This window comes from Streptomyces sp. DSM 42067, assembly GCF_055792885.1.
Window position 1 is genome coordinate 6,933,001 of sequence record NZ_CM147706.1, and the last position, 16,930, is coordinate 6,949,930.

General features: G+C 70.8%; 15 protein-coding genes. 6 read left to right on the forward strand and 9 right to left on the reverse strand.

What is annotated here, in order from left to right:
• Positions 1-36: 36 nt before the first annotated feature.
• The 4 genes from ACSMXV_RS31360 to ACSMXV_RS31375 all read left to right on the forward strand — a co-directional run bounded on the left by ACSMXV_RS31360 (position 37) and on the right by ACSMXV_RS31375 (position 5,896).
• Entirely contained in the window at positions 37-1,809 is a 1,773-nt protein-coding gene (locus tag ACSMXV_RS31360) for an HEXXH motif domain-containing protein (RefSeq protein ID WP_473174504.1), read from the forward strand.
• A gap of 29 nt (positions 1,810-1,838) precedes the next feature.
• Complete coding sequence (locus ACSMXV_RS31365; protein ID WP_473174505.1) at positions 1,839-3,077, forward strand: arginine deiminase; 1,239 nt, start codon at positions 1,839-1,841, stop codon at positions 3,075-3,077.
• Positions 3,078-3,183: 106 nt separating this feature from the next.
• Positions 3,184-4,191 (forward strand): ornithine carbamoyltransferase, encoded by a 1,008-nt coding sequence (gene argF / locus ACSMXV_RS31370; protein WP_473174506.1) that lies wholly within the window; start codon positions 3,184-3,186, stop codon positions 4,189-4,191.
• A gap of 184 nt (positions 4,192-4,375) precedes the next feature.
• Entirely contained in the window at positions 4,376-5,896 is a 1,521-nt protein-coding gene (locus ACSMXV_RS31375) for an amino acid permease (RefSeq protein WP_473174507.1), read from the forward strand.
• Here the strand turns inward: ACSMXV_RS31375 and ACSMXV_RS31380 are convergent.
• Positions 5,856-6,308 carry an ATP-binding protein gene (locus ACSMXV_RS31380; RefSeq protein ID WP_473174508.1) on the reverse strand — a complete coding sequence of 151 codons (453 nt, stop codon included), beginning with the start codon at positions 6,306-6,308 and terminating at the stop codon, positions 5,856-5,858. The genes ACSMXV_RS31375 and ACSMXV_RS31380 overlap by 41 nt on opposite strands.
• A 269-nt stretch (positions 6,309-6,577) precedes the next feature.
• Between ACSMXV_RS31380 and ACSMXV_RS31385 the strand changes: the two genes are divergently transcribed.
• On the forward strand, positions 6,578-7,405 hold the full coding sequence (locus ACSMXV_RS31385; protein ID WP_473174509.1) for an enoyl-CoA hydratase family protein: 828 nt from the start codon (positions 6,578-6,580) through the stop codon (positions 7,403-7,405).
• Positions 7,406-7,476: 71 nt separating this feature from the next.
• Positions 7,477-9,861, forward strand: coding sequence for a bifunctional salicylyl-CoA 5-hydroxylase/oxidoreductase (locus ACSMXV_RS31390; protein ID WP_473174510.1), 2,385 nt, complete (start codon positions 7,477-7,479; stop codon positions 9,859-9,861).
• Between the two features lie 35 nt (positions 9,862-9,896).
• Here ACSMXV_RS31390 and ACSMXV_RS31395 read toward each other — a convergent pair whose 3' ends face one another.
• From ACSMXV_RS31395 to ACSMXV_RS31430, 8 genes are read right to left on the reverse strand one after another with little or no spacing between them, the layout of a single operon-like run.
• Complete coding sequence (locus ACSMXV_RS31395; protein WP_473174511.1) at positions 9,897-10,772, reverse strand: ABC transporter permease; 876 nt, start codon at positions 10,770-10,772, stop codon at positions 9,897-9,899.
• Positions 10,759-11,541 (reverse strand): ABC transporter ATP-binding protein, encoded by a 783-nt coding sequence (locus tag ACSMXV_RS31400; protein WP_473174512.1) that lies wholly within the window; start codon positions 11,539-11,541, stop codon positions 10,759-10,761. Before ACSMXV_RS31400 ends, ACSMXV_RS31395 begins: the two co-directional genes overlap by 14 nt.
• A 5-nt stretch (positions 11,542-11,546) precedes the next feature.
• Complete coding sequence (locus ACSMXV_RS31405; RefSeq protein WP_473174513.1) at positions 11,547-12,800, reverse strand: sulfate adenylyltransferase subunit 1; 1,254 nt, start codon at positions 12,798-12,800, stop codon at positions 11,547-11,549.
• A 2-nt stretch (positions 12,801-12,802) separates the two neighbouring features.
• Complete coding sequence (cysD, locus tag ACSMXV_RS31410; protein ID WP_473179113.1) at positions 12,803-13,750, reverse strand: sulfate adenylyltransferase subunit CysD; 948 nt, start codon at positions 13,748-13,750, stop codon at positions 12,803-12,805.
• A gap of 17 nt (positions 13,751-13,767) precedes the next feature.
• Positions 13,768-14,316 (reverse strand): adenylyl-sulfate kinase, encoded by a 549-nt coding sequence (gene cysC, locus ACSMXV_RS31415; RefSeq protein WP_473174514.1) that lies wholly within the window; start codon positions 14,314-14,316, stop codon positions 13,768-13,770.
• On the reverse strand, positions 14,313-15,533 hold the full coding sequence (locus ACSMXV_RS31420) for a glycosyltransferase family 4 protein (RefSeq protein ID WP_473174515.1): 1,221 nt from the start codon (positions 15,531-15,533) through the stop codon (positions 14,313-14,315). Before ACSMXV_RS31420 ends, cysC begins: the two co-directional genes overlap by 4 nt.
• Positions 15,530-15,943: a hypothetical protein gene (locus ACSMXV_RS31425; protein WP_473174516.1), complete on the reverse strand. Its 414-nt coding sequence runs from the start codon at positions 15,941-15,943 to the stop codon at positions 15,530-15,532. The genes ACSMXV_RS31420 and ACSMXV_RS31425 overlap by 4 nt, the downstream gene beginning before the upstream one ends.
• The gene (locus tag ACSMXV_RS31430; RefSeq protein ID WP_473174517.1) at positions 15,940-16,836 is read right to left on the reverse strand and encodes a sulfotransferase family protein; all 897 of its coding nucleotides are present in this window, start codon (positions 16,834-16,836) and stop codon (positions 15,940-15,942) included. The genes ACSMXV_RS31425 and ACSMXV_RS31430 overlap by 4 nt, the downstream gene beginning before the upstream one ends.
• Positions 16,837-16,930: the final 94 nt, after the last annotated feature.

Below are 16,930 nucleotides of genomic sequence, written 5' to 3' on the forward strand. Positions count from 1 at the left end.
CCGCCCTCGCCCGCCCACTCACGAAGGCCGCGCGCAATGAACCAGCACGGTACGACCACGCACGGCACGGCACCCCCGTACCGCCCGGAGCCGCACCGCCCCTCGCATCCGCCGCTCACGATGCCCGACCACCTCTTCGCGCAGCTCGCCACCGGCGGCCACTCAGCCGAGGCCCTGGCATTCCTGGAGCGCGGTGAGCGCGCGCGTCGGCTGCTCCTTCTGCGCACCCTGCTCGACCGGCTCGACGCCCTGCCCACGCCGCTGACGCCGCCCGCGCGGGCCTGGGCCGTCCTCAAGGAGGCGGCCGGGGCGGCGCCCGAGGCCGTGGAGCGGCTGCTGCTCGCACCGGGGACGGGCAGCTGGCTCGGCCACGTACTGCGCCGCAGCCACGGCACGTCCTCCGGGCCGCCGATGTGGGCCGAGGCCGGGCACCTCTGCGCACTGGCCGTCGTCGCGGCCGTGCACGCCGGCACCACCGCCGACCTTCTCGTCCCCCTCATGGACGGCGCCCTGCACCTGCCCGGTCTCGGGCGCCTGCGGGTGCCGGGCGTGGCACCTCACCCCACGGTGGGGCGGGCGCGGGTCAGCGCAGGAGAGGTGACGGTGACCGTGCCGAGTGCCCCCGGCGTGCCGGCCGTGCGCTGCCGCCCTGTCACCGTCCCCGCGGGCAGCCCCGAAGCGGCGGCCGACGCAGGACCGCATTGGCTTCCGCTGCGCACCCTCGCCCTCCCCGCCTCCGCGGGCGGCGGAACGGTACTGCTCGACGACCTCGATCCCTACCGCGACCTCGACGAGCCCGTGCCGGCGGAACGGCTCGACGACGAGGAGGCGGCGGCCTGGCAGCGGTTGTTCGAGGAGGCTCTGGTGCTGCTCGGGGCGCGTAGCGGGGACGGGCCGGACGCCGGGCGCGGGCCGGACACCGGGTACGGGCCCGGGCGGCTCGTCCCGGCCGCGGTCCGCGTTGTCGTCCCCTGGGGACGTACCACGAGCACGCCTCCGCCCCCGCCCTTCGTCCGCACCTCCGCCACCAGCGGCGACGCCTACGGTGCCATGGTGGTCTCGCGCCCCGCGACGGCCGTCGCCCTCGCCGAGACCCTGGTCCACGAGTTCCAGCACAGCAAACTCGCCGCCCTCCTCCACCTCTTCGAGCTGCTCGACGACGACCGCGCGGAGTGCCACTACGCCCCCTGGCGCCCCGACCCCCGCCACCTCACCGGCCTGCTGCACGGGGCGTACGCCTTCACGGCCGTCACCGGCTTCTGGCGCGACCGCCTCGCCGACGATCCCGGCAGCCCCACCGCCGCATACCACTTCGCGCTGCGCCGGCTCCAGACCCGTGTCGTCGTGCGGACCCTGCTCGGCAGCGGCCGGCTCACCGCACCCGGGCGGCGCCTGGTGTCCGGGCTCGCCGCGACCCTCGACGGGTGGCTGCGCGAGCCGGTGGACGCGGGCGCCCTCGCCCGGGCGCGCACGGCCGCCGCCCTGCACCGCACCGAATGGCGGCTGCGCAACCTCGACGGCCCCGGTGCCCGGCCCCGCCTCCGCGCCGGCGCCCTTCCGTGGGCCGACACCCGTACCCACGCCTTCGCCGAGCCGCCCGCCGCGCCCCGCACAGCCGACGAGTACCTGGCCGCCGGCGACCCCGCCAGTGCCGTCGTCCGGTATGCCGACATGCTGGCGCGCACACCGGACGATCCGGCCACCCTCGCAGGTTGGATCGTCGCCCGGGCCGCGCTGCACCCCGGCCGCGGCGACGCCCGGCGCGCACTGGCCCGCCCCGAACTGCTGACCGCTGCAACCGAGGGGTGAAGGGGTGGCCGAGTGGTCAGGATGAGGGCATGGGATTCCATGTCGACTCCGAGGCCGGGCGGCTGCGGCGCGTCATCCTGCACCGCCCCGATCTGGAGCTCAAGCGGCTCACTCCGAGCAACAAGGACGCACTTCTCTTCGACGACGTGCTGTGGGTGCGCCGGGCCCGGCAGGAGCACGACGGGTTCGCCGACGTGCTCCGCGACCGCGGTGTGACCGTCCACCTCTTCGGCGATCTGCTCACCGAGACCCTCGACGTCCCGGCGGCCAGGAACCTCGTACTGGACCGGGTCTTCGACGAGAAGGAGTACGGGCCGTTGGCCACGGATCATCTGCGGGCGGCCTTCGAGACGATGGACTCGACCGAGCTCACCGAGGCGCTGGTCGGCGGGATGACCAAGCGGGAGTTCCTGGAGCGGCACCCGGAGCCCACATCCGTCCGCTTCCATGTCATGGAGCTCGACGACTTCCTGCTCCACCCCCTGCCCAACCACCTCTTCACCCGCGACACTTCGGCCTGGATCTACGACGGGGTGTCGATCAACGCGATGCGCTGGCCCGCCCGGCAGCGCGAGACGGTGCACTTCGAGGCGATCTACCGGCACCATCCGCTGTTCCACGCCGACCGGGCCGGCCCGTTCCACACGTGGTCGGAGGGGCAGCACGACTACCCGTCGACCATCGAGGGCGGCGACGTCCTGGTGATCGGCAACGGCGCCGTGCTCATCGGCATGAGCGAGCGGACGACCCCGCAGGCCGTCGAGATGCTGGCGCACAAACTGTTCGCGGCGGGGTCGGCGCAGACCATCGTGGCGCTCGACATGCCCAAGCGGCGTGCGCTGATGCACCTCGACACCGTCATGACGATGATCGACGGCGATACGTTCACGCAGTACGCCGGACTCGGCATGCTCCGCTCGTACACCATCGAGCCGGGCGTCGACGGCCGGGAGCTGAAGGTCACCGACCATCCGCCGGAGCACATGCACCGGGCGATCGCCGCGGCCCTTGGGCTGAGCGAGATCCGTGTGCTGACCGCCACACAGGACGTGCACGCGGCCGAGCGGGAGCAGTGGGACGACGGCTGCAACGTCCTCGCGGTCGAGCCGGGTGTGGTCATCGCCTACGAGCGGAACTCGACGACGAACACCCACCTGCGGAAGCAGGGCATCGAGGTCATAGAGATCCGGGGGAGCGAGCTGGGGCGGGGACGGGGTGGGCCGCGGTGCATGAGCTGTCCGGTGGAGCGGGAGGCTGTGGCCGCGTAGTGGTGCAACGCGTCGGCGCCTCATCGACCCCGACGATCCGCATAGAAATGTTGACGATCGTATAGACTTCCAAGGTTCCCGCATCCGTACACCCAGGAGAGCTCCCATGGCGACAGTCCCGACCGGTCTCACCGGCCGCCACTTCCTCAAGGAGCTGGATTTCACCGCCGAGGAGTTCAGGAGCCTGATCGACCTGGCCGCCGAGCTCAAGGCGGCCAAGAAGGCGGGGACCGAGACCAGGCGGCTGACCGGCCGGAACATCGCGCTGATCTTCGAGAAGACCTCGACCCGTACGCGCTGCGCCTTCGAGGTGGCGGCAGCGGACCAGGGTGCCTCCACCACGTATCTGGACCCGTCCGGCTCGCAGATCGGGCACAAGGAGTCGGTGAAGGACACGGCGCGTGTGCTCCGGCGGATGTTCGACGCGATCGAGTACCGCGGGGACAGCCAGGCCGCTGTCGAGGAGCTCGCCGCCCACGCGGGTGTGCCCGTCTACAACGGTCTCACCGACGACTGGCACCCCACCCAGATGCTGGCCGACGTGCTCACGATGACCGAGCACAGCAGCAAGCCGCTGGAGCGGATGGCCTTCGCCTACCTCGGCGACGCCCGCTTCAACATGGGCAACTCCTACCTGGTCACGGGCGCGCTGCTCGGCATGGACGTACGCATCGTCGCCCCGAAGTCCTACTGGCCGGCCGAGGAGATCGTGACGGAGGCCCGGCGGCTCGCCGAGAAGTCGGGTGCGCGCATCACGCTCACCGAGGACGTCGCCGAGGGCGTGCAGGGTGCCGACTTCGTCGCGACCGATGTGTGGGTGTCGATGGGGGAGCCCAAGGAGGTGTGGGACGAGCGCATCGCCGCCCTCGCCCCGTACGCCGTGACGATGGACGTGCTGCGCGCGACCGGCAATCCCGAAGTGAAGTTCCTGCACTGCCTGCCGGCCTTCCATGACCTGGGCACCAAGGTCGGCCGCGAGATCCACGAGCGCCATGGCCTGGACTCCCTCGAGGTCACCGACGAGGTCTTCGAGTCCGAGCACTCGGTCGTCTTCGACGAGGCCGAGAACCGGCTGCACACCATCAAGGCGGTGCTGGTCGCGACGCTCGGCTGAGGCCCTTTAGCATTTCGGGGGCGCTCCCCGGCGCCTTTGGTCACGTCGCAACACGCGACACCGCTTCGCAACACCGACACCGCTTCGCACAACCGTAAACACCGGCGGGCCCGGACCACCCTTCCCGTGCCCGCCGCCGCGCGGCCCACCCCGCCGCGTCCAGCACCAGAAACGAGAACCACCCATGCCCCGCCCCCGCCCGTCCGGATCCGGACTCCGGGTCAAATCACCCGAACTGCTCGTCGCCGAATCGGGCGCGGACCTCGAAGGCCATGGCCTGAGGCGCACCATGGGGCTGTTCCAGCTGGTGTGCTTCGGTGTCGGCGCGGTCGTCGGCACCGGCATCTTCGTCGGCCTGTCCGACACGGTCGCCGAGGCCGGTCCGGCGGTCGTCATCTCCTTCGTGCTGGCCGCGATCACCTGCATCTTCACGGCCTTCTCGTTCGCCGAGCTGGGCGGTGCGATACCGGTCTCCGGCTCGTCCTACTCTTTCGCCTACGCGACCCTCGGCGAGCGCATGGCGTTCCTCGTGGGCTGGTGCCTGCTCCTCGAATACGGCGTCTCGGCCTCCGCGGTCGCCGTCGGCTGGGGCCAGTACCTCAACGAACTCCTGGACAGCGTCATCGGCTGGGAGCTGCCCGCCGCCCTCGCGAACCCGCCGGGCGACGGCGGCGTCGTGAACGTCCCGGCCGTGATCGTGATGGTGCTCGCCGCGCTGCTCCTGGTACGCGGCATGCGCGAGAGCGCGCGGGCGACCGCCGCCATGGCCGTTCTGAAGATCGCCATCCTGGTTCTCTTCTGCGGTATCGCGTTCACGGCCTACCAGCAGGGCAATCTCTCCGACTTCGCGCCCTTCGGCGTAGCGGGCATCACCTCGGGCGCCTCGCTCGCCTTCTTCTCGTACATCGGCTTCGACGCCATCACCACGGCCGGTGAAGAGGTCAAGAACCCGCGGCGCAACATCCCGCTCGCCATCCTGATCTGCCTCGGCATCGTCACCGTGCTGTACTGCCTGGTCGCGGTCGCCGCGATCGGCGCGTTCTCCGCTGACGGCGTGGCCGAGACGCCCGCGGCGCTGTCGCTGATCGTCAACGAGGTCACCGGCTCGACCGTCGGCGGCGCCGTGATCGCCTTCGGCGCGGTCGTCGCGATCGCCTCGGTGGTGCTCGCCGTGATGTACGGGCAGACCCGCATCCTGATGTCGATGTCCCGCGACGGCCTCGTCCCGCGCGTTTTCGAGCGGATCTCGCCCAAGACGTCCACGCCGGTCGCCGGCACCTGGATCGTCGCGGTCGTCTTCGCGATCCCCGCGGCCGTCGTACCGCTCGACGCGATCATGAACCTGACGACCATCGGCACGCTCGCCGTCATGGCGGTCGTCAACTTCGCCGTGATCGCGCTGCGCCGCAGCCGCCCGCAGCTGAAGCGCAGCTTCCGGGTGCCGCTCTACCCGGTCAGCCCGCTGCTGGGCATCGGCTTCTGCGTGTATCTGATGTACGGCACCGGGGTCGAGACCTGGGTGCAGTTCGCCGTGTTCCTGGCGGTGGGGGTGCTGGTGTACGCCGGGTACGGGCGCCGTCACTCGAGGCTCGGGGCGCAGGCCGCGTCGGAAGAGGCTGGGCCGGATGCGGCGCCTGGGGTCGACCCGGGTACCGAGCCGGAGCCTACGAAGGGCGCCGCTGCTGAGGCACCGCGGGGAGCCTGAACCAGACCGCCTTGCCCGTCGTGGTGGGGCGATGACCGCAGGAGGAGCTCAGGGCGCGGATCAGGAGAAGGCCGCGCCCGTGCTCCTGCCAGGGGTCCGGCGGCTCGACGGGGTCCGGCTGGGTGAGCTGAGTGGGCGGCGCGGGGTCGCGGTCGTGCACCTCGACCTGACAGCCGGTGGGCAGCAGTTCCACCACCAGCTCTATGGGGGTGTGTCCCTCGGTGTGCTCCACCGCGTTGGCGACCAGCTCTGCGGTGAGCAGCTCGGCGGTGTCGCTCTCGCTTGCGCAGCACTCGATCTCGGCGAACGCCGTACGGACCAGGGCGCGGGCGACCGGCACGGCTGCGGTGCTGTGCGGCAGCGTGATGCGCCAGGAGGAGGGCGTGGGGCTCGTGGCAGGGAGGTCGTACACGATAGGTCCGTTCGGGAGCAGGTGATCCGGGGTCGTCCTGCTTTCAACCGTATGAATGGTAAGGGGTGCCGGTGCAGAGGCTCCGGTCGGGTGTATCCGGGACGAATGTCCCTGATGGTGCGGGGTGCGTGGGCCCGGGGGCGAGGGCCGGGAGGCTGGGCGTAAGGCACGCCAGGGCCCCCGGAACGCTATTGCGGGATAGTGACGACGGTCAGATATCGGTGATAACTTCGGGAGGGTAGCCGCCCCGTCCGAGGAGGCCGCACGTCATGAGTCCCTTCATCGGCTCCGCATCGCGCACCCGCGACTGGCGTCACGTGCGCTGGGCCGTCTCCGACGGGGTCGCCACCGTCACCCTCGCCCGCCCCGAGAAGCTCAATGCGCTCACCTTCGGTGCCTACGCCGATCTGCGCGATCTGCTCGCCGAGATGTCCCGCGAGAAATCCGTACGTGCTCTGGTGCTCGCAGGGGAGGGGCGCGGCTTCTGCTCCGGTGGGGACGTGGACGAGATCATCGGCGCCACCCTTGCCATGAACACGTCGCAGCTGCTCGACTTCAACCGGATGACCGGGCAGGTCGTACGGGCCCTCAGGGAATGTCCCTTCCCGGTGGTCGCCGCCGTCCATGGTGTGGCGGCGGGTGCGGGCGCCGTCCTCGCACTGGCCGCCGATTTCCGGGTCGCCGACCCCTCGGCCCGTTTCGCCTTCCTCTTCACCAGAGTGGGCCTCTCCGGGGGTGACATGGGTGCCGCCTATCTGCTGCCGCGGGTCGTCGGGCTCGGCCACGCCACGAGGCTGCTGATGCTGGGCGAGCCCGTGCGGGCGACGGAGGCCGAGCGGATCGGGCTGATCAGCGAGCTCACGGACGAGGGACAGGCGGACGAGGCCGCCCACGCACTGGCCCGCCGCCTCGCCGACGGTCCCGCCCTCGCCCTCGCCCAGACGAAGGCGCTGCTCACCGCGGAACTGGACATGCCGCTCGCCGCCTCGGTCGAACTGGACGCGTCGACGCAGGCGCTCCTCATGAACGGCGAGGACTACGCCGAGTTCCACGCGGCCTTCACCGAGAAGCGGCCGCCGAAGTGGCGGGGGCGATAGCGGTGCCCGCGGCGCGGCACGCGCCGGAGCCTGCTCCGGGAGCCGAGCCCGCTCCGGACGCTGAGCCGGTCGTGAGCCGCCGGGGCCTCGCCCGCCGCGTGGCGGTCATCGGCGGTGGTCCCGGCGGGCTGTACGCCGCGGCCCTCCTCAAGCGCCTGGACCCGAGGCGCGAGATCACCGTTTGGGAGCGCAACGCGCCCGACGACACCTTCGGTTTCGGTGTCGTCCTGTCCGACGAGACGCTCGGAGGAATCGAGCACGCCGACCCCGTCGTGTACGCGGCGCTCGAGGCCGAGTTCGTACGCTGGGACGACATCGACATCGTGCACCGCGGCGCCCGCCACACCTCCGGTGGGCACGGCTTCGCGGCGCTCGGTCGGCGTCGGCTGCTGGGCATCCTCCACGAACGCTGCCGCTCGCTCGGCGTCGACCTCCGCTTCCGTACGGAGGCGCCGCCCGCGGCCGAGCTGGCCTCCGCGTACGACCTGGTCATCGCCGCCGACGGCGTACACAGCCTCACCCGTGAGGCACATACGGACGTCTTCCGGCCGACCCTCACCACCCACCGCTGCCGCTATATCTGGCTGGCCGCGGACTTCGCCTTCGACGCCTTCCGCTTCGAGATCGCCGAGACCGAACACGGCGTGATGCAGCTGCACGGCTACCCGTACGCGCCCGATTCCTCCACCGTCATCATCGAGATGCGCGAAGAGGTCTGGCGGGCCGCCGGATTCGCGGAGGTCGACGAGCACGAGTCCGTCGAGCGGTGCGCGAAGATCTTCGCCGATGCACTCGACGGCCGTCCCCTGCGCGGCAACAACTCCTCGTGGATCAACTTCCGCACGGTCGTCAACGAGCACTGGTCCGACGTGAGCTCCGGCGGGGACCGCGGGAGCAGTACTGACGGGAGCTCGCGCGCGGACTCCGGCGGGAGCTCGCGTCCGCACTCCGGCGGGAGCTCACGCGGCCACATCGTCCTGCTCGGCGACGCCGCCCACACCGCGCACTTCTCCATCGGCTCGGGCACCAAGCTGGCCGTCGAGGACGCCCTCGCGCTCGCCGCCTGCCTCACGGAACAGTCCGATCTCGGCGAGGCACTGCGGGCGTACGAGGCCGAGCGCCGGCCCGTCGTCGAGTCCACGCAGCGCGCCGCCCTCGCCAGCCTGGAGTGGTTCGAGAACCTCGGCATGTATCTCCGCCAGCGGCCGCGCCAGTTCGCCTTCAATCTGCTCACCCGCAGCCGCCGCGTCACCCATGGCAATCTGCGGCTGCGCGACGCCCACTTCACCGAGGCCGTGGAGCGCGACTTCGGCTGTCCGTCCGGCACGCCCCCGATGTTCACCCCTTTCCGGCTGCGCGACCTCACCCTGCGCAACCGCGTCGTCGTCTCGCCGATGGACATGTACTCGGCCGAGAACGGCATCCCGGGCGACTTCCATCTCGTCCATCTGGGCGCCCGGGCGCTGGGCGGCGCCGGACTGGTGATGACCGAGATGGTGTGCGTCAGCGCCGAGGGCCGCATCACGCCCGGCTGCACCGGGCTCTACACCCCTCAACAGGGCGGGGCATGGCGCCGCGTCACCGACTTCGTGCACACCCACGCCCCCGGCACCGCGATCGGCGTCCAACTCGGGCACTCAGGGCGCAAGGGCTCCACGAAGCTGATGTGGGACGGCATCGACGAACCGCTCGACGACGGCAACTGGCCGCTCGCGGCGGCATCCCCCCTTCCGTACCGGCCCGACAGCCAAGCACCCCGGCAGCTCGGCAGGGCCGGGCTCACCGACATCCGCGAGCAGTTCGCGGCCGCCGCCTGGCGCGCCGCCCGCTGCGGCTTCGACCTGCTGGAACTGCACTGCGCACACGGCTATCTGCTGTCCGGCTTCCTCTCCCCGCTGACCAACCGACGGACCGACGGCTACGGGGGTTCCCTCGAGCGGCGGCTGCGCTTCCCGCTCGAGGTGTTCGACGCCGTACGGGCCATCTGGCCGGAGGACCGGCCCATGACGGTCCGGATCTCCGCCACGGACTGGGCGGACGGCGGCACCACGGCCGACGAGGCCGTCGAGATCGCCCGCGCGTTCGCGGCGCACGGCGCCGACGCCATCGACGTCTCCACGGGGCAGGTCGTTCCGGACGAGCGGCCCGCGTACGGGCGCTCGTACCAGACGCCGTTCGCGGACCGGATCCGCAACGAGGTGGGTGTCCCGGTGATCGCGGTCGGTGCGATCTCGTCGTGGGACGACGTCAACTCGCTGATCCTGGCGGGACGTGCGGATCTGTGCGCACTGGGGCGGCCGCACCTGTACGACCCGCACTGGACGTTGCACGCCGCGGCCGAACAGGGGTACGCGGGGCCTGGGGTGCACTGGCCCCTTCCGTACCGTGCGGGAAGCAGGCGACCCCAGACGGGCCGCCTCGACGCACCGAAGCCGCGCCTGACGCTGGACGGCTGAAGCGTGGGATGGGATGCATCCCTCCTGCCGGGGGATTACTTCGCCCCCGTAAGTCCCCGATCCCGCAGCACCCGCCGCTCGATCGGCGTGAAGACCAGCGCCTCCACCAGGACCCCGATCGCCAGTATCACGACCACCGCGGCCACGATCAGCGTGAAGCTCTCGCTCTCCTTGCCCGCATTGAGGATCTGCCCGACCCCCGGCAGGGGCGTCGCGGTGATCAGCTCCGCGGTCATCAGGGCACGCCAGCCGAAGGTCCAGCCCTGCCGGAGGGCCGCGACCAGGCCGGGCAGCGCGGCCGGCAGCAGTACCTTGCGCACAGCACGGAACCCCGTCGCACCCATCGTCACGCCCGCCCGCCGCAGCAGCGGCGGTATCTGGTCCAGTGCGCCGACCAGCCCCATCGAGATCGACGGCACGGCGCCGAGCAGGACGACCGCGTACACGGCCTGCTCCGACTCGCCGAGCGCGATCACCGCCAGCGGCACCAGCGCGGCGGCGGGCAGCGACTGGAAGGCGGACAGAACCGGCGCGATGACGGTGCGGACCGGCGCGTACCGGTGGACGAGGAGCCCCAGCGGGGCGCCCAGCAGCACCGAGGCGGCGAACCCGAACAGACAGCGCTCCAGGCTCTGCCCAAGGGCGGGCAGCAACGTGCCGTCGTGCCACAGGTCGCCGAGCTCCCCGGCCACCGACGCCGGCGACGGCAGGGTGGACGGGACGTCCAGGGCGTACGCCAGCTGCCACACCACCAGGACGAAGACGATGGCGGCCAGAGGCGCCACCGCCTTCTTCGCGGCGCGGCGGCCGGCGGGAACGGACGGCGACTCCAGGGCGTCCAGGCCCGAGGAGATGTCCTCCTCGTCCCCGCGGGAGGGCGCGCCGGTGGATTTGAGGTCAGTGGCGGGCATGACGGCGGATCTCCTCACGCAGATGTCCGGTGATTTCGAGGGACAGTTCGGCGACGTCGTGGTCCTCGATACGACGGGGGTAGGGGATGCCGACCTGCCACTCGTGGGCGATCCGGCCGGGCCGGGAGGAGAGAAGTACGACCCGCTGTCCCAGCCGTACCGCCTCCCGGACGTTGTGCGTGACGAAGACGATGCTCAGCTTCCGTTTGTCCCAGACGTCGGTGAGCACCTCGTGCAGGACGTCGCGGGTGATCGCGTCGAGCGCGGCGAACGGCTCGTCCATCAGCAGGACCTGGCTGCCCTGGGCGAGCGCGCGGGCGAGCGCCACGCGCTGGCGCATACCGCCCGACATCTCATGGATGCGCTTGCCATGGGCACCCTGGAGACGGACGAGGGCGAGCAGCCGCTCGGCCTCCGCCCGTCGCTCCCTGCGGTCCATTCCGCCCAGCTCCAGGGCGAGTTCGACGTTTCCGCCGGCCGTCAGCCAGGGGAACAGCGCATGGTCCTGGAACATCAGCGCGGGCCGGGCGGCGCGGGCCGTCACCGTGCCCGCGCTCGGCCGGTCGAGGCCCGCCACCAGGTTGAGGAGAGTGGACTTGCCGCAGCCGGAGGCGCCAAGGAGGCAGACGAACTCGCCCTCGGCCACATCGAGGTCGATGCGGTCCAGGACCAGCGCGTCGCCGAACCTCTTGGTGGCCCCCGCCAGTCGTACGGCTGGTGCCCCGGCGGGGCTGGTCACAGACGTGCTGGTCACAGACGTGCTGGTCACTCAGGTCACCGCGCCATGCCTGCGGTCAGGGTCGCACCGTCCGCCGGGTCGATCAGCAGGAACGAGCCGGTGCGGCGCACCTCGGCGTAGGGGTCGAGCGCGAGTGGCTCGGCCGTGCGGAGGGTTACACGGCCCAGGTCGTTGGCCGTGAACGCCTCGGCACCGTGGAGGTTCTTGACGATCGCCCGGACGGTACGAGTGGTGTGGCGCAGCAGCACCCGGTCCCCGTTCCGCAGCGGCCGGTCCGCCAGATGGCAGACGTCCGCCTCGACGTCCTGTGTGGTGGTCGGCGCGGTGGCCGTCGGCACGATCAGGTCGCCGCGGGCGATGTCGATCTCGTCGGCGAGGCACAGCGTCAGAGATTGCGGCGCGCAGGCGGCCGCCGCGTCCCGGCCCAGTACGTCGACCGCGGTGACCGTCGTCGTACGTCCGGACGGCAGCACCGTGACCTCGTCCCCGACGTGCAGCGTGCCCGAGACCAACTGGCCCGCGTAGTAGCGGACCCCGTCGTGCCTGATCACGTACTGGACGGGGAAGCGCGGCGGCGCCCCTGCCGCGTCGTCGCCGACCGGCACCGTCTCCAGGTGTTCGAGGACGGTCGGGCCGCCGTACCAGTCCATGTTCGCGGACGGGTCCACGACGTTGTCGCCTGCGAGCGCGGAGATCGGGATCGCGGTGACCTCGGGGACGCCCAGCTCCGTCGCGTACTGGAAGAACTCCGCGGCGACCTCGTTGAAGACGGGCTCGGCGTAGTCGACGAGATCCATTTTGTTGACGGCGAGGACGACGTGGGGGACGTGGAGGAGGGCGGCGATGGCGGCGTGGCGGCGTGTCTGTTCGACGACGCCGTTGCGGGCGTCGACGAGGATCACGGTGAGTTCGGCGGTGGAGGCGCCGGTGACCATGTTGCGGGTGTACTGCACGTGGCCGGGGGTGTCGGCGAGGATGAACCGGCGCCGGGGCGTGGCGAAGTAGCGGTACGCGACGTCGATGGTGATGCCCTGCTCGCGTTCGGCGCGCAGGCCGTCGGTGAGCAGTGCGAGGTCCGGACCCTCCTGGCCGCGGCCGGCGGATGCGCGCTCGACGGCCTCGAGCTGGTCGGCGAGGACCGACTTGGAGTCGTGGAGCAGGCGGCCGACGAGGGTGGACTTGCCGTCGTCCACGGAACCGGCCGTCGCGAAGCGGAGGGTGCCGACCTCGGCTGTGGCTGGGCGCCCCGCGCCGGTTGTGGCCGCGGGGCTGATGCTGGTGCTGGTCATGTCTAGAAATACCCCTCGCGCTTGCGGTCTTCCATCGCGGCCTCGGAGAGCTTGTCGTCGGCGCGGGTCGCGCCCCGCTCGGTGAGGCGGGAGGCGGCGATCTCGGCGATCACCTTCTCGATGGTGTCGGCGTCGGAGTCGACGGCGCCGGTGCAGGACATGTCGCCGACGGTGCGGTAGCGGACCTGCCGCTTCTCGACCGTCTCGCCGTCCTTCGGGCCGCCCCACTCGCCCGCGGTCAGCCACATGCCGCCCCGCTGGAAGACCTCACGCTGGTGCGCGAAGTAGATCTCGGGAAGCTCGATGCTCTCGCGGGCGATGTACTGCCACACGTCCAGCTCGGTCCAGTTGGACAGCGGGAAGACACGAACGTGCTCGCCGGGCGCGTGGCGGCCGTTGTAGAGCTGCCACAGTTCCGGGCGCTGGCGGCGCGGGTCCCACTGGGAGAACTCGTCGCGCAGGGAGAACACGCGTTCCTTGGCACGGGCCTTCTCCTCGTCGCGGCGTCCGCCGCCGAAGACGGCGTCGAAGCGGTGGTTCTGGATGGCCTCGGTCAGCGGCACGGTCTGCAGCGGGTTGCGGGTGCCGTCGGGGCGTTCGCGCAGCACACCGCGGTCGATGTAGTCCTGTACGGAGGCCACATGGAGGCGCAGCCCATGGGCGGCCACCACACGGTCGCGGTACTCGAGGACCTCGGGGAAGTTGTGTCCCGTATCCACATGGAGCAGCGAGAAGGGGATCGCCGCGGGGGCGAACGCCTTCAGCGCCAGATGCAGCATGACGATCGAGTCCTTGCCGCCGGAGAACAGAATCACCGGCCGCTCGAACTCACCCGCGACCTCACGGAAGATGTGCACCGCCTCGGACTCCAGAGCGTCCAGGTGCGACAGCGTGAAGGCGCTGGTGGCGCTGGTGGCGCCGGCGGGGCCGGTGGCGCCGGCAGAGCTGATAGGGCTGGTCACGATGGTCACACCAGCCCCCTCGCCGCCAGCATGGCGTACACCGCGTCCGCCGACTGCTCCGGCGTCTGGTGCTGCGTCTCCAGGACGAGCTCGGGGGCGACCGGCGGCTCGTACGGGTCGTCGACACCCGTCAGACCGGTCAGCTGCCCGGCCGCCTGCCGTGCGTACAGGCCCTTCACGTCGCGGTCGCTGCACACCTCCACCGGCGTCGCGACATGTACCTCGAAGTACGGCGTCTCGCTCGCCTGATGCCGCTTGCGCACCGCCTCACGGCTGTCCGTGTAGGGCGCGATCACCGGGACGACCGTCAGCACGCCGTTGCGCGCCAGCACCTCCGCGACCAGGCCTATCCGCTGCACGTTCGTGTTGCGGTCCTCGCGGCTGAAGCCGAGACCCGCGGACAGGAAGCGACGGATCTCGTCACCGTCCAGGACCTCCACGCGGTGGCCCTCCGTCCGCAGTCGGCCCGCGAGCCCGCGTGCGATCGTCGTCTTGCCCGCGCTCGGCAGGCCGGTGAGCCAGATCGTGGCTCCCTGTGCCCGTGCCGTGGTCATACGTGAAGTCCTTTCGCGGCACCGCTGCGGTGCCGGGTCTCGTGCAGTTCGGTGAAGAGTGCCTCCCACCGCGGGTGGACGGAGTCCGGGCCGTAGGAGGCCGCGGTCATCAGGGCGGCGACTCCCATCTCGGCCCGCAGTTCCTGGTCGGCCATGAGCCGTCCCATGGCGTCGGCCAGTGCGTCGGTGTCCTGGGCCGGCACCAGCAGCCCGTCCACGCCGTGTGTGAGAACGTCGGCCGGTCCCGTCGGGCAGTCGAAGGCGACCACGGGCAGTGCGTGGCTCATCGCCTCGATCATCACCATCGGCAGACCTTCGAAGCGCGAACTGAGCACATAGAAGGAGGCCTTGGCGAGCTCGTCGTCGAGGCGGTCGGTGTGCCCCATGAGGAAGACGTGGTTGTAGAGATGGTGCTCCTCGATGAGGGCCCTCAGCTCCGCCTTCTTCTCGCCGCTGCCGTAGATCCTCAACTGCCAGTCCGGGTACTTCTCGACGAGCCGCGCCCATGCCGGGATCAGCAGGTCGAAGCCCTTCTGCGGGAAGAGCCGCCCGGCCGCCACCGCGATCTTCGATTCGGGGCGTGACGGAATCTGATCCAGCGTGTGAACGGCGTTCGGAATCCGGATGACGCGCGTGCCTGGCAGGAGTTGCTCGTAGTCCTGGCGGTCGCGCTCGGTCAGTACGGCCACCGCGTCGAACTCCGGATAGCACTCCACGATGCGCCGCTGGACGTCCGCCCGGTGCGTGCCGTGGTTCATGTGCTCCTGCGCCACCCGGATCACCCCGCCGTTCGCATGCCGCGCGGCGAGGAAGTTCAGGGCCGGCCTGGTGGTCACCAGGACGCCGTCGCGCAGGGACGCCACGTACGCGATGACCGCGTCCTCGACGTGCCGGTTGAAGTAGCGGTAGCCGAACTCCCCGCGGGGAATCTCCCGTGCGGGCGCCTCCAGTTGCCGGGTCCGGCGCCGGTCGCGCAGCCGCGCCACCAGGCCCCGCGGCGGCTCCTGCGCGCTCTCGCGCAGGTCGACCAGCGTGGACACGGTGACCCGGGGGTCCAGCGGGAACTGCACCTCGTCGCGGCGGCGCAGCACGCTCACCAGCTCGACGTCCCAGCCCGCGGCCACCAGGGAGTTGGCCTGGTTCATGACGGTACGGATGGTGCCGCCGCGGCCGTAGGCGTGCAGCAGCAGATAGCGGATCTTGATGCCGGGTCTCATACGCGGCACTCCAGCGACAGATTGTCCTGGACCGTGTAGTACGGCTGCACCGTGAGGGTCCCGCGGGCAGCAGGCACACGCTGAGCCGGAAAGACCATGATCTTCTTCTTGTCGCGGATGTCGTCGAGCTGCCGCCCGGCCCGCAGCTTCACCTCACCGTCCGTGAGGTGCAGATCCCACTGCTCGATGCCGTCCGTGTCGTACGCGGCGAGGTCCGCGACCGGTACCTCGCTCTCGAAGCGGTCGTCCTCGACCCGGGCCCGGTACCGCAGTTGCTGCGTGCTGCTCCGGCGCACCAGCAGCAGCCGCCAGTCCCCGCCGCTGTCCCCGCGCCTTCCGTGCAGCCGGCCCACGATGCGTATACGTCCGTCCCGCGGCCACACCTGTTCTATCTCGGCGTGCGGCTTCACGAGGCGTAACCCCAGGACACGCACATCGGCCGGAGGATCTCGGGTATCTCGTCCTCCTTGGGCAGTTCACGGCCCGCCTGCACCCGCCCTGTGCGGATCTTGTCGCGCCAGTCGCCGAGCCCCTTGACGAGGTCGCCGTCCTGGCGATCGCCGTAGGCGAGCATCGAGGCGTCGAAGTCGATGCCGAGGAAGGTGCACAGGCTCCGCAGCTGTCCCTCGGGGTCCTCGGTGAGCTGTTCGTAGCGGATGGTGTGGCCGCCGGTGAGGCCTTTGCGGGCGTTCTCGACGGCCTTCATGTAGCGCAGCGCGTCGGCCGCGGCCTCGTCGCAGGTGCGCTTCTCGGGGTCGGCCTCGTGCCAGGAACGCGCGATGGACACGGGGTGGCGCAGCAGGAAGACGAACTTGGCGTCCGGCCAGCAGGCGGCTATGCGCTTGTACGCGAAGGCGTTGCTCGGCGTCTTCTCGACGATGAAGTCCTTGCCGGACTTCGTCAGTTCGCGGTGCAGGACCCGGTCCCACAGCAGATGCTCGAGATCACCGCGCTCGAGGTCGAGGGCGCTCATGGCCTTCTGCGAGAGCTTGCTGCCGAAATCGACCTCCAGCCGTCGGATGTGCAGCTCGTGCGGGGCGTGCAGGCGCGGGTGCGCGTTGAGCAGCATGCGCAGCAGGGTGGAGCCGGACCGGACGGGCGACATGATGAAGACCGGTTGCCGCAGCAGCCGGTCGACCTCGGGGTCGTCGGGACATCGGAACGGCACGTCGGGACGCTTCTTCGGTGGCGCGCTCTTCGCCGGTGCCTTCTTGGCGGGCGCCGTGGGCGCGCCTACCACCCGACGGACCTGGTAACCCGTCGCCGAAGCGAACGCCTGGTTGAGCTTGGGCAACAATCTCATGCGGCCCGATGGTATGAGCGATTTCTGAGAAGAAGGGCCAAAGAAGCTGAGGGTTTACTTAGCGCCTCAAGATGTGACCTAGGCCTCACCAGTC